This is a genomic window from Chromobacterium sp. LK11, assembly GCF_001043705.1.
Lineage (GTDB): Bacteria > Pseudomonadota > Gammaproteobacteria > Burkholderiales > Chromobacteriaceae > Chromobacterium > Chromobacterium alkanivorans.
Genome location: NZ_LDUR01000002.1, coordinates 53,239 through 65,644, shown reverse-complemented (window position 1 = coordinate 65,644; position 12,406 = coordinate 53,239). Strand labels below are relative to the sequence as shown.

At 64.1% G+C, this 12,406-nt stretch carries 10 protein-coding genes and 1 pseudogene; 5 read left to right on the top strand and 6 right to left on the bottom strand.

The annotated features are described in order from the left end of the window. Nucleotides 1-29: 29 nt before the first annotated feature. A complete protein-coding gene (locus tag VK98_RS01130; RefSeq protein WP_053077162.1) occupies nt 30-575 on the top strand; it encodes a hypothetical protein in 546 nt (181 codons plus the stop codon). Between the two features lie 46 nt (nt 576-621). Here VK98_RS01130 and VK98_RS01125 read toward each other — a convergent pair whose 3' ends face one another. From VK98_RS01125 to VK98_RS01105, 5 genes are all read right to left on the bottom strand, one after another. Next, entirely contained in the window at nt 622-2,322 is a 1,701-nt protein-coding gene (locus VK98_RS01125) for an ABC transporter ATP-binding protein (RefSeq protein ID WP_048412276.1), read from the bottom strand. 16 nt (nt 2,323-2,338) lie between these two features. Then, a complete protein-coding gene (locus tag VK98_RS01120) occupies nt 2,339-3,403 on the bottom strand; it encodes an ABC transporter permease (RefSeq protein WP_048412275.1) in 1,065 nt (354 codons plus the stop codon). 16 nt (nt 3,404-3,419) lie between these two features. Further along, nucleotides 3,420-4,361 (bottom strand): ABC transporter permease, encoded by a 942-nt coding sequence (locus VK98_RS01115; RefSeq protein ID WP_048412274.1) that lies wholly within the window; start codon nt 4,359-4,361, stop codon nt 3,420-3,422. Nucleotides 4,362-4,415: 54 nt separating this feature from the next. Beyond that, nucleotides 4,416-6,221, bottom strand: coding sequence for an ABC transporter substrate-binding protein (locus tag VK98_RS01110; protein ID WP_048412273.1), 1,806 nt, complete (start codon nt 6,219-6,221; stop codon nt 4,416-4,418). A 211-nt stretch (nt 6,222-6,432) separates the two neighbouring features. Continuing rightward, nucleotides 6,433-7,266 (bottom strand): SDR family NAD(P)-dependent oxidoreductase, encoded by an 834-nt coding sequence (locus VK98_RS01105; protein WP_048412272.1) that lies wholly within the window; start codon nt 7,264-7,266, stop codon nt 6,433-6,435. 240 nt (nt 7,267-7,506) lie between these two features. On the opposite strand from VK98_RS01105, the pseudogene VK98_RS01100 reads away from it, so the two are divergent. The 4 genes and pseudogenes from VK98_RS01100 to VK98_RS01085 all read left to right on the top strand — a co-directional run. Beyond that, nucleotides 7,507-7,755: pseudogene (locus tag VK98_RS01100) on the top strand (exodeoxyribonuclease VII small subunit); the annotation flags it as partial. Beyond that, on the top strand, nt 7,745-8,641 hold the full coding sequence (locus tag VK98_RS01095; RefSeq protein ID WP_048412270.1) for a polyprenyl synthetase family protein: 897 nt from the start codon (nt 7,745-7,747) through the stop codon (nt 8,639-8,641). The pseudogene VK98_RS01100 and the gene VK98_RS01095, both read left to right, overlap by 11 nt. A 13-nt stretch (nt 8,642-8,654) precedes the next feature. Further along, nucleotides 8,655-10,505 (top strand): 1-deoxy-D-xylulose-5-phosphate synthase, encoded by a 1,851-nt coding sequence (dxs, locus tag VK98_RS01090; RefSeq protein WP_048412269.1) that lies wholly within the window; start codon nt 8,655-8,657, stop codon nt 10,503-10,505. Nucleotides 10,506-10,678: 173 nt separating this feature from the next. Continuing rightward, entirely contained in the window at nt 10,679-11,488 is an 810-nt protein-coding gene (locus VK98_RS01085) for a hypothetical protein (RefSeq protein WP_048412268.1), read from the top strand. A gap of 69 nt (nt 11,489-11,557) precedes the next feature. Here the strand turns inward: VK98_RS01085 and VK98_RS01080 are convergent, their stop codons facing one another. After that, nucleotides 11,558-12,340 carry an alpha/beta fold hydrolase gene (locus VK98_RS01080; RefSeq protein ID WP_048412267.1) on the bottom strand — a complete coding sequence of 261 codons (783 nt, stop codon included), beginning with the start codon at nt 12,338-12,340 and terminating at the stop codon, nt 11,558-11,560. Nucleotides 12,341-12,406: the final 66 nt, after the last annotated feature.

The window sequence follows — 12,406 nt, the reverse complement described above, 5'->3', positions numbered from 1 at the left end:
TCCGGGTTTTCGCCCGCCCTCTTCTCCACATGTCCGCCCTAGAACCGCTGTACGCGCCGTTCGCCGCCTCTCCCGCCGTGCTGCTGTGGCCGGCGCTGTTCCTGTTGCTGAGCCGCCAGTTGCGCCGCCGCGCGTGGTTCTGGCCCTATGTGGCGCTGTCGCTGCCGGGCACGGTGTTGCATGAACTCTGTCATTTTCTGGTGGGCTGGCTGCTGCGGGCGCGGCCCAGCCGCTTCAGCGTGTGGCCCAGCCGCCACGGCCGGCAACTGACGCTGGGCCAGGTGGGCTTCAGCCGGCTGACGTGGTGGAACGCGCTGCCCATAGGCATCGCGCCCCTGCTGTTGCTGCCGCTGGGCTGGGGCTTGCTGGCGCTGGCGGCGCGCTGGCCGTGGCTGAGCCCGGCTGCGGCCGGCCTGGGCTTTCTGGCGGCGCAGTGCTGGGACGGCTGCCTGCCCAGCAGCACGGACTTGAGCCACGCCGGCCGCTCCGCGCTGGCTTACGGCGCGCTGGCCTGCGGTTTGTTCGGCGCTTACGCGCTGCTGCATTACGGTTTCCGCGCGCTGGCCGGGCAATAAAAAACCGCCGGGAAACCGGCGGTTCTTAGTTGAGACAAACGCGGATTTAGGCCGGCGCCATTCCCACCCACCCCTGCGGGATCGACTCCAGCAGCTTACGGGTATAGCTCTGCCGCGGCTCGCGGTAGATCTGATCCGCATCCGCCTGCTCCACCACTTCGCCCTTATTCATCACCATCACCTGGTCGGAGATGTGTTTCACCACCGCCAGGTCGTGCGAGATGAACAGATAGGACAGGCCGTATTCGTCCTGCAGGTCTTGCAGCAGGTTCAGCACCTGCGCCTGCACCGACACGTCCAGCGCCGACACCGATTCGTCGCAGATCAGCACTTCCGGCTTCAAGGTCAGGCAGCGCGCAATCGCGATGCGCTGACGCTGGCCGCCGGAGAATTCGTGCGGGTATTTCTGCAGCGCCCCGGCCGGCATCCCCACCTTGTCCAGCAGTTCCTGCGCCAGCTTGCGCCGTTCGCCGCCGTCGCGGCCGATGCCGTGCAGCTGCATCGGTTCGCTCAGGATCTGCTCCACGGTGAAGCGCGGGTTCAGCGAGGCGTAGGGGTTCTGGAAGATGATCTGGATCCGCCGCTTGTAGGCATGGAAGGCCTTGGCGTCCATGCCCAGCAGGTCCTGGCCGTGGAACAGCGCCTGGCCGCCGCTGGCTTGGTGCAGCCGAACCAGGGTCAGCCCGACGGTGGTCTTGCCGGAGCCGGATTCGCCGACGATACCCAGGGTTTTACCCTTGGCCAGCTTGAAGGACACGTCCTTGACCGCGTGGAACTGGCGTTTGCCGAACAGGCCTTCGCGCACGTCGAAGGATTTGCAGAGTCCGCGCACGTCCAGGATGATTTCGTCGTCCGCCCGGTAGCCGCGCTCGCGCTGCGGCGGCTCCACATAGCCGCCCGGTTGCAGGAAGTCGTCGATCACCGCCAGCCGTTGCGGGCGCCGGTCCAGGTGCGGGCGGCAGGCCAGCAGCGCCTTGGTGTAGGCGTCCTGCGGCGCGTCGAAGATTTGCTGCACGCTGCCCTGTTCGCGGATTTCGCCGTGGCGCATGACGATGACTTCGTCGGCGAACTCGCCCACCACCCCCAGGTCGTGGGTGATGAACAGCACCGCCATATCGTGTTTCTTCTGCAGATCGGCGATCAGTTGCAGGATCTGCTTCTGGATGGTCACGTCCAGCGCGGTGGTGGGCTCGTCGGCAATCAGCAGCTTGGGTTCGCAGGCGATGGCCATCGCGATCATCACCCGCTGTTGCTGGCCGCCGGACAGCTGGTGCGGGTAGCTGTCCACCTTGCTTTCCGGTTCCGGCAGGCCCACTTCGCGCAACAGTTCGATCGCGCGCCGGCGCGCGGCGCGGCGGCCCAGCTTGGCGTGCAGCATCAGGGCTTCCATGATCTGCTCGCCGACGCTGAACACCGGGTTCAACGAGCTCATCGGCTCCTGGAAGATCATCGCGATGTCTTTGCCGCGCAGCGCGCGCATCTCGGCGCCGCCGGCTTTGAGCAGATCGCGTCCTTGCAGCAGGATCTGGCTGTCCGGGGAGATTTGGGCGTGCTGCGGCGACAGCAGGCGCATGATGGCCATCGAGGTCACCGATTTGCCGGAGCCGGATTCGCCCACCAGCGCCACCGTGCGCTTGGCCGGGATGTCGAAGCTGACGCCCTTGAGCGCCTGGAATTCGCCGCCGTTCTCCTGGCGGAACGCTACTTTGAGATTGCGCACCGACAGCAGGGTCTGGTTCTGAGTCATTGTGGTTCTCCCCCGCTCACTTCGCCGCCGCGCGCGGGTCCAGCGCGTCGCGCAGCGCATCGGTCAACATGCTGAAGGCAGTCACCAGGGTGGACATGAACACCACCACCATGGCCAGTTGCCACCAATAGCCCTGCAACAGCTCTTCCGGCACTTCCGCCAGCATGGAGCCCCAGCTCACCTGGCGCACGTCCACGCCGAAGCCTAGGAAGGACAGGATCACTTCGTACTTGATCAAGCCCACCATCAACAGCGAGAACTGCACCAGCAGCAGGTGAGAGACATTGGGCAGGATGTGGATGAACATGCGGCGGCTGTGGCTGGCGCCGATGGCGTCGGCGGCCTGCACGTATTCGCGCGAACGGTTCTTGATGAACTCGGCGCGCACCAGGCGGAAGGTGCCGGTCCAGCTGGTCAGCGACAGCACCAGGATGACGGTGGCGATGCCGCGCCCGGCCACGGCGGCGAAGGCGAGCAGCAGCAGCATGTCCGGCACCGAGGTGAACACGCTGTAGAACCACATCAGGAAATCGTCCACCTTGCGGCCAAAATAGCCGGCCATCGCGCCCAGCGAGGTGCCGATCAGGATGGACAGCAACGCGCCGAAGAAGCCCACCAGCAGCGAGGTGGCGGTGCCCTTGATCACTTTGTCCAGGATGTCGCGGCCGCGCTGATCCGCGCCGAAGGGCAGCGACGCCACTTTCTTCACCTCCGGCACCGCGTATTGGGCGGCGTGGGGGCGCGCGGCTTCCAGCCAGTCGTGGATGGGGTCTTCCGACGGTTTCAGCCGTTCGGTGGGCACGATGGCGCTGGACGGGCCGCCGGCGGCGGCCGGGGTGTCCTGCTGGCGGTATTGTTCCAGCAGCAGCGTGGGCGGCGCGTAGGAGGCGGCGATTTCGTCGTTCCAGCCGCGGCCGGCCAGATTGAGCCAGCCGGCGGCGGCCAGCAGCATGAAGGCGGCCACCACCCACAGGGAGACGAAGCCGATGCGGTCGCGCTTCAGGCGTTGCCAGCCCAAGGCCCACAGGCTGCGCGAGGGGGCGGCCGGCGGCGCGCCGGCAGTGTTTTGCAATGTTGTCATGTCTTGTGCTCCGCGCTCACTTGAGTTGCACGCGTGGATCGATCCACTTGTAGATGATGTCGGCCAGCAGGTTGAACACCATGGCGGCGGCGGCGATGGTCACGGTGATGGCCTTGATCACCGGGAAATCGCTCTTGTCCACCGCCATCAGCAGTTCATTGCCCATGCCGGGGATGCCGAAGAAGCGCTCCAGCAGCATCGAGCCCAGCACCAGGAAGGGCAAGGACATCATCACCGCGGTGACCACCGGGATCAGCGCGTTGCGCAGCACGTGCTTGAACAGCACGGTTTTTTCGGACAAGCCCTTGGCGCGCGCGGTGCGCACGTAGTCGTGGCCCAGTTCTTCCACCACGAAGCTGCGGTAGAAACGCACATTAGGCGCCAGCGACACCAGCATGCCCAGGATCAGCGGCAGCGGCACGTAGATCAGCAGGCTGCGCAGCAGGCTGTCGTCGTCCCAGCCCATCACCGGGAACCAGTCCAGTTTGAAGGCCAGCAGGTACTGGCCGACGATGATGTAGGCCAGCGAGCTGATGGACATGGCCACGGTGCAGATCAGCGTCACCAGGCGGTCGGTCAGGGTGCCGCGGTAGTAGGCCACGGCGATGGCGATGGGCAGCGCGGTCAGCAGTTCGAACACCAGCAAGGTGCCGGTCAGCGTCAGCGAGGGACCGATGCGCGAGGCCAGCGTGGCGGTGACGGATTGCTGGGTGGACCAGGAGGTGCCGAAGTCGAAGGTGGCCACTTGCTTGACGAAGAGCCAGAACTGCTCCGGCAAGGTCTTGTCCAGGCCCAGCTGGGCGCGGATATTGGCCATGATTTCCGGCGTCAGGCGTTTGCCGGCCAGGATGTAGGTGGGGTCTCCGCCCACCCAGTTGAACAGCACGAACACCAGCAGCATGACGCCGAACATCGTCGGCACCATCTGCCAGATTCGGCGAATGATGAAATTGAACATCTGGATCTCCAGAAGAGTCGGCGCGGCTGCGCCCCGGGTTATAAGACCGTTCCCTTAGCGGCGCTTACCTAGGTCGATGTCGACGTAGCGCCAGGACACGCCTATCGTGGCCAGCGGATGCGGTTTGTAACCCTTGAGATAGTCGTGGCTGACGACGTTTTCGAAGCGGGTCACGCCCAGCACATAGGGCTGGTAGGCGGCCACCACCCGGTTCATGCGGTCGAACAGCGCGTCGCGCTCCGGCCCGTTGGGCAGCACTTGCGACGCTTCATAAGCCTTGTCGAACTCCGGCCGGCTGAAGAACGGCAGGTTGCCGATGCCAATCTGCTTGGTCCACAGGCCGGTGACGAAATCGTCGCCGTCCGGAATGGCGGCGGAACCGCCCAAGGACCACATCTGCAGCTTGCCGGCGTAGGCGGCCTTGAGGTTTTCGTTCCACTTGGCCACTTTGAAGGTGACGCGCAGCTTCAGGCTGTCGAAGGCCTTCTGCCAGATCTGGTTGAACTGCTTGTCGAAGGCGCTGCCCTGGGTGGCCTGGGTGATCAGCAGCGGCTGGCCGTTGGGCTGCTGGCGGTAGCCGTCCGGGCCTATCTTGTAGCCGGCCTGGTCCAGCAAGGCGTTGGCCAGCGCCGGATCGAAGTCCGCCGCGCCGCGGAAGCGCGGATCGTTGCCCACCATGTTCAGGGGCACCAGGTTTTGCAGTTGGATGGCCTGGCCGCTGTACAGCAGTTTGATCACTTCCTGGCTGGGGTAGGCCATGGCGATGGCGCGGCGCAAGGCGATCTTTGGCTTGCCGTAGCCGCCCACCACCGGATCGCGCATATTGAAGAAAGCGTACGTCAGGTCCATGCCCAGATTGTGGTGCAGGCGGATGCCGCGCTGCGCCAGCGTCGGATTCAGGCTGGCCTGGAAGGGGTTGCCCGCGCTGCTGTGCACGGTGGACGGGATGGCGGACTTGGGCACGCCGGTGTAGTCGATCTGCTTGTTGAGGAAGGACAGCCAGCGCGGCTGCTCTTCTTCTATCACCTTGATGTCGATGCGGCCGATGACCGGCAGCGTCCTGCCGCGCAGTTGCTCGGCGATTTCGCGGTCCAGCGGCGGAGCGTCGGCGGCCGGCTCGTCGGAGAACACTTCCTTGCGGTAGCCGGGGTTGGCTTCCAGGATGATGCGGTTGCCCGGCTTCCACTCCTTCAGCAAGAACGGGCCGGTGCCCACCGGGTGGGCGTTGGTGTTGCTGTCGTAGGTTTCAATCACCTCGCGCGCCACCGCGCCGCTGAATTTGGCGGCCACGGTGTAGAGGAAGTTGTAATTGGGCTTTTTCAGCGTCAGCTGCAGGGTGTAGCGGTCCAGCGCCTTGATGCCTTCGATAGGCTTGTCGTAGTCGAAGCGCCCTTTCTTGCTGGCGGCGCTGCCCGCCTCCGCCAGCCCCAGCACGTAGTCGGTATAGGAGGTGGCGTTGGGCGAGCTGACCTTGGGGTCGGCGAAGCGCTTGATGCTGTAGGCGTAGTCCGCCGCAGTCAGCTCGCGCTTCTTGCCCTTGAAGGCCGGATCGTCGGCGAAATAGATGCCGGGCCGGACTTTGAAGGTGAACACCTTGCCGTCCGCCGAAATCTCCGGCAAGGCCTGGGCGGTGCCCGGCTTGAGCTTGACCGGCCGCGCCAGGTAGTCGTACCTGAGCAGGTTGTCGAAAATGTTCTCGATCACGCCCAGCGAATAGATGTCGCTCATCTTGGCCGGGTCGAAGCCGGTCTCGGGCGCCAGAAAGGCCACCCTCAACGTCTTGGTCATATCGGCCGCCTGCGCGGACGCGAACAGGCCCGCCCCGGCCAGCAGCAGGGGCAGCCATTTCAAGCGATTCATCTCGCTTACTCCTTTGTGTCACGGAGCCGGGAAACCCGGCGTCTCTATATTTGTTATGCCTGCTCCGGCATGAGGAAATGCCATGAGCAAGTGCCGTGACTGTAAAGCGAATCCGCAGGCTAGATCAACAAGAAACTATCAAAATGGCATCAAAGAAAAAACATGTCTATGCATAGAAAAACTCATGCTATGCCAAGGACTTGGCGTCGCCTCAGGTCGCCGCGCGCAATGCCCAGTCAAAACAACGGGTTGGCAACAGCCGGCGCAGCCACCAATACAGTTTGGTGGGGAAAGTCACCCGGTAGCGCGCCGCCGGCTTGGCCGCGGTGATGGCGCGGTGCACCGCCTCTGCCACCGCGCTGGCCGGCAGGGTGAACGGCGCGGCGTGCCCCTCTTTCTTCAGCCGCTCCAGTTGTTGCTGGTAGGCCTCGCGGTGGTGGCTGGCGTCTATGTCCACGTTTTTCAGGAAACGCGCCAGCGCGTTGGGGCGGAAACGGCTTTCAATCGGCCCCGGCTCCACCAGGGAGACATGGATGTCGGTGCCGTGCAGCTCGTGGCGCAGCGTGTCGCACAGGCCTTCCATCGCGAACTTGCTGGCGTTGTAGGCGCCGCGCCAACGCATGGCGGCGAAGCCGAGGATGGAGCTGTTGAACACGATGCGGCCGTGGCCCTGAGCGCGCATCACCTTGAGCGCGGCGTTGGTCAGCTCCCAGGGGCCGAACAGATTGGTCTCGAACTGCTCGCGCATCGCCGCGCGGCTGATGTCCTCCACCGCGCCCGGCTGGCCGAAACCGGCGTTGTTGAACAAGGCGTCAAGGCGCCCGCCGGCCATCTCCAGCGCCTGGGCCAGGCCGTCGCGGATGGAATCGGCGTCGTCCACGTCCAGCCGGATGCAGGCCATGCCCTCGCTGCGCAAGCGCTCCACGTCGGCGGCGGCGCGGCAGCTGGCGATCACGCGCCAGCCGCGCTGGGCCAGGATGACGGCGGTGTGGTAACCGATGCCGCTGGAGCAGCCGGTGATCAGAATGGATGGTTGCGAATGCATGCTGGCCCCTGTCGTTTTCAATTGGCGACACCCTACCGCAAATGCGGGCGGCGGGGAATTGTCCGCTAGGCGCGTTCCCTTTCCGCGCGCTTAGCATTCCAACGACATCCGCGCTTGCCGAAAGCGCTCAATCGCCTCTGTCGCCGCACCGGGGAATTGGACTAGAATGACGGCCTTAAAGAGCCGCCTGCGCCCACGCGACACCAACGGAACCCGCACGGCCCGGCCACCACAAAGCACAATAAGGAAAACGCCATGGCTAAAGCCAGCAAAGCGCCGGCCAGTTTCGAAACCGCACTGGCCCAACTGGAAGACATCATCCAGGCGATGGAAAGCGGCGACATGCCGCTGGAAACGGCGCTAGGCTCCTACAAGCAGGGCATAGAATTGATCAAGTTCTGCCAGACCAAATTGGCCGACGCGGAACAGCAGCTGAAAATCCTGGAAAACAACGAACTCAAACCACTGGAATTGTCCAATGGCCAATAAACCGTTCATGGCCTGGATGACCGAGATCCAGCAGCAGGTGGAAGGCGCGCTGGAGCGCCTGCTGCCCTCCGCTCAGCACACGCCGCAGCAACTGCATGAAGCAATGCGCTACGTCTGCCTGGGCGGCGGCAAGCGGGTGCGTCCGCTGTTGGTGTTCGCCGCCGGCGAACTGGTGGGCGCTTCGGCCGACAACCTGGCCCGCATCGGCTCCGCGCTGGAAATGGTCCACGTTTATTCGCTGGTGCACGACGACATGCCCTGCATGGACGACGACGTGCTGCGCCGCGGCAAGCCCACCTGTCACGTGGCTTACGACGAAGCCACCGCGCTCCTGGTGGGCGACGCGCTGCAAACCCACGCTTTCGACATGCTGAGCGTGCCGCTGCCGGAGGTAGCCCCCGCGGCTCAGCTCGCCATGGTCCACACCCTGGCCCGCGCCGCCGGCCACGCCGGCATGGCCGGCGGTCAGGCCATAGACCTGGCCAGCGTGGGCAAGGCGCTGAATCAGCCGGAACTGGAATACATGCATTTGCTGAAGACCGGCGCGCTGATCCGCGCGTCGGTGCTGCTAGGCGCGATGGCCGGCCGGCCGTTGAGCGAGGAGGAAACCGCCCGTCTGGACGTGTTCGCCAAACGCATGGGCCTGGCCTTTCAGGTGGTGGACGACGTGCTGGACTGCGAAGCGGACACCGCCACGCTGGGCAAGACCGCCGGCAAGGACGCCGCCCACGACAAGCCCACCTACGTCAGCCTGATGGGGCTGGCCGAGGCCAAGCAGTTTGCCCGCGACTTGCGCGACGAGGCGTTTGCCGCGCTGGAAGGATTTGGCGATTCCGCCCAACGATTGAAGGAACTGGCCGACTACATCGTCGCGCGCTCGTTCTGAGAAGCAGAAAACTATGTATCCCTTGCTCGAGACCATTGAAAGCCCCGCCGACCTGCGCAAGCTGTCGCGCCAGCAGCTTGCGCCGCTGGCCACGGAACTGCGCGACTTCCTGGTGGAAAGCGTCAGCAAGACCGGCGGCCACTTCGCCTCCAACCTGGGCAGCATTGAGCTGACCATCGCGCTGCACTATGTGTTCAACACCCCGGACGACCGCCTGGTGTGGGACGTGGGCCATCAGACCTACCCGCACAAGATCCTGACCGGCCGCCGCGAGCGCATGGGCAGCATGCGTCAGAAAGGCGGCCTGGCCGGCTTTCCCAAGCGCGACGAATCCGAATACGACACCTTCGGCGTCGGCCACTCCTCCACCTCCATCGGCGCGGCGCTGGGCATGGCGGTGGCGGCCAAGACCCAGGGCATAGAGCGCAAATGCGTGGCCGTCATCGGCGACGGCTCGATGACCGCCGGCCAGGCATTTGAAGCCCTGAACAACGCCGGCGCGATGGACACCGACCTGCTGGTGGTGCTCAACGACAACGAGATGTCGATCTCGCCCAATGTCGGCGCGCTGAACAACTACCTGGCCAAGCTGATGTCCGGCCGCTTCTACGCGGCGATGCGCGAAGGCTCCAGCAAGGTGCTGGGCATCGCCCCGCCGCTGAAGGAGATCGCCAGCAAGGTTGAAGAGCACGTCAAGGGCTTCTTCACCCCGGGCACCCTGTTCGAGGAATTCGGCTTCAACTACATCGGCCCGATCGACGGCCACGACGTGGACGTGCTGGTGGATACCCTGAGCAATATCCGCAGTCTCAAGGGCCCGCAGTTCCTGCACATCGTCACCAAGAAAGGCCACGGCTACAAGCTGGCGGAGAGCGACCCGGTCAAATACCACGGCGTCACCAAGTTCGACCCCAGCAACGGCCTGGCCAGCGGCAAGGGCGGCGGCAAGCCGCAATACACCCAGGTGTTCGGCGACTGGATCTGCGACATGGCCAAGCGCGACCCGCGCCTGGTGGGCATCACCCCGGCGATGCGCGAAGGCTCCGGCCTGGTGCGCTTCGAACAGGAACACGCGGACCGCTATTACGACGTGGCCATCGCCGAACAGCACGCGGTCACCTTCGCCGGCGGCCTGGCCTGCGACGGCGTCAAGCCGGTGGTGGCGATCTACTCCACCTTCCTGCAACGCGCTTACGATCAGCTGATCCACGACGTGGCGCTGCAAAACCTGCCGGTCTTGTTCGCCATCGACCGCGCCGGCCTGGTGGGCGCGGACGGCCCCACCCACGCGGGCGCCTTCGACCTGTCCTTCCTGCGCTGCATTCCCAATCTGACGGTGATGGCGCCGTCGGACGAGAACGAATGCCGCCAGATGCTCTACACCGGCTTCCAGATGAACAGCCCGGCCGCGGTGCGCTATCCGCGCGGTACCGGCCCCGGCGCCGAGATTCAGGCGGAGATGACGGCGCTGCCGCTGGGCAAGGGCCGGTTGCGCCGCCAGGGCGAAAAAGTGGCCATCCTCGCCTTCGGCAGCATGGTGACGCCGGCGCTGGCCGCCGCCGAGACGCTGAACGCCACCGTGGCCGACATGCGCTTCGTCAAGCCGCTGGACGCGGAACTGGTGTGCCGGCTGGCGGAGAGCCACGATCTGATCATCACCGTAGAAGAAAACGTGGTGATGGGCGGCGCCGGCTCGGCCTGTTTGGAGGCGATGCAGGCGATGGGCATCCTCAAACCGGTATTGCAACTGGGCCTGCCGGACGATTACGTGGAGCACGGCGACCCGGCCGGCATGCTGGCCGATTGCGGCCTGGACGCCGCCGGCATCGAGCGCAGCGTGCGCCAGCGGCTGGCGATGCTGTAAGCCTTACGCTTGTTCCAAGTCCAACGCCCGGCCCCGCCGGGCGTTTTGTTTTGACGGCGCGCCCGCGCCACAAACCGCGTTCAGCTTTTGTCAGCCGCGCCAATTTTCCATTGACATAGAATCCATTAGGTGCGCAACAGCGCCGCGCCATTCAACCGCCATGGAGTCATTCAATGTCAAATAATTGGGATTATATTGCCGAGTTTAAGAATGATATTGACGAACTGCTGGAGAAGATCAGGCAGCGCGCCGATGAATTGTCGCGGGCCAATCATCACATCATCGCCGCCGTAGCCGACGAGAAAGAAAATCCGGCCAAGGGCGTGGTGTTTTATGCGCCGGCCATCCAAGGCAATATCCAGAAGAACAATGCCGGCTGGAAGAAAATATATATAGAGGCCAAGCCCAAAGGCAACGATCAGGCCGCCTACAATGCGGAACTATTCGACAAGATTCGCCGCCAGTTGAACGACTTGACGCCGGCCCAGGCGTTCGGCGCCAAGCTCTTGCTGTCGGACAGCCAGGGCGGCAAGGCCACCATCACCCTGTTCTATCCCACCACCTACATCAAACCGCCCGTGCCGCAGACCCACTGGCTATACACCAGCTGCTTCGAGCCCTATATCGAAAACGTGGCCGACAAGCTGAGCTTCGCCCTGAATCACATCGACTCCAGCTTTTCCCTGCTGGCCTACTCCGACGAGGACGGCTCCGACGCCAAAGGCGTCATTTATCACAAACTGGGACTGGCCAACCCCGAGCTGGCCCATGTCGGTCATGCTTGGGCGCTGAAGAGCTACTCCACCAAGGCCGACGGCAAGTCCCAAGCCGACTACCAGGCCGAGCTGTTCGACAAGATCAAGACCGACCTGAACTCCCTGCCGGAACAGCATCTGCTGTTGGCCCAGCTGTTCTTGACCGACCGCACCAAAGGCAGAGCCCATATCGCCCTGCTCTACCCACAAGAGATCCGTCCCATCTAAGCCGCACGCCAAGCTCGCAAAAAAACGGAAGCCCCTGGGCTTCCGTTTTTTGTGCCGCCAGATCCCGGCTCAGGCCTCCAGCAGATCCAGAATGCGCCGCGCAGTTTCCTCCGGACGCTCCAGCGGAAACAGATGGCTACCCTGCTGCATTTGCACCTGGATATTGAAGTGCTTGCGCATGAAGCGCAGGTCCGCTGGTTTCAACACATCCGAACCGGTGCCGGCGATAAAGGTGGCCGGCACTTTCAATTGTCCGCGATAACGCGGAAAATCATGCGGCAGCGCGCAGTAGATCTCATGCTCGATCCGCGGCCGGAATTTGAGCTTGCGCCCGCCCTGGCCGTCGTCCACGGTGCCGTGCTCGGCGTAGTCGGCCAGGCAGTCCGGGTCGAAGCGGGCAAACATCGGCTTGCGGGCGAAGTAGTCGTGGACCATGGCCACCGACGCCCAGTTGTCGCGCCGCTTCAGGGTATTGCCGCCCGGGGTGACACGGTCGATGAAGCCCAGCTTCTTGGCCAGCCAGATGCCGCGCGAGCGGAACGGCCCCATCAGCGGCGAATCCAGGATCACGATGCGCTTGAACAGCTCCGGCCGGCGCAAGGCGGCGTAGAACATCAGGAAACCGCCCAGCGAATGGCCGACGCCGACGATGGGGCCCTGATAATGGCTTTCGATATGGGCGATGGTTTCCTCCACCAGGTGCGGCCAGCAGTCGGTGACCGGGTAAGCCGGGTCATGGCCGATGGCGTCGAGGAAGCCCACCTGGTGACGCTCGCCCAGCGCGGCCAGGAACTTGCGGTAAACCGAGGCCGGGAAACTGTTGGCATGAGCAAAGTGAATCGTTTCTCGCATGATGTATGGTGTTGCGCCCTAGTTTTTATATGAATATTCTATCTTACCGTTTGCCCGTTATTTGAA

Bases quoted from the DNA above. Each gene is read 5' to 3' on its own strand.
- VK98_RS01130 (WP_053077162.1), top strand. From the start codon at position 30: ATGTCCGCCCTAGAACCGCTGTACGCGCCGTTCGCCGCCTCTCCCGCC.
- VK98_RS01125 (WP_048412276.1), bottom strand. From the start codon at position 2,322: ATGACTCAGAACCAGACCCTGCTGTCGGTGCGCAATCTCAAAGTAGCG.
- VK98_RS01120 (WP_048412275.1), bottom strand. From the start codon at position 3,403: ATGACAACATTGCAAAACACTGCCGGCGCGCCGCCGGCCGCCCCCTCG.
- VK98_RS01115 (WP_048412274.1), bottom strand. From the start codon at position 4,361: ATGTTCAATTTCATCATTCGCCGAATCTGGCAGATGGTGCCGACGATG.
- VK98_RS01110 (WP_048412273.1), bottom strand. From the start codon at position 6,221: ATGAATCGCTTGAAATGGCTGCCCCTGCTGCTGGCCGGGGCGGGCCTG.
- VK98_RS01105 (WP_048412272.1), bottom strand. From the start codon at position 7,266: ATGCATTCGCAACCATCCATTCTGATCACCGGCTGCTCCAGCGGCATC.
- VK98_RS01095 (WP_048412270.1), top strand. From the start codon at position 7,745: ATGGCCAATAAACCGTTCATGGCCTGGATGACCGAGATCCAGCAGCAG.
- dxs (WP_048412269.1), top strand. From the start codon at position 8,655: ATGTATCCCTTGCTCGAGACCATTGAAAGCCCCGCCGACCTGCGCAAG.
- VK98_RS01085 (WP_048412268.1), top strand. From the start codon at position 10,679: ATGTCAAATAATTGGGATTATATTGCCGAGTTTAAGAATGATATTGAC.
- VK98_RS01080 (WP_048412267.1), bottom strand. From the start codon at position 12,340: ATGCGAGAAACGATTCACTTTGCTCATGCCAACAGTTTCCCGGCCTCG.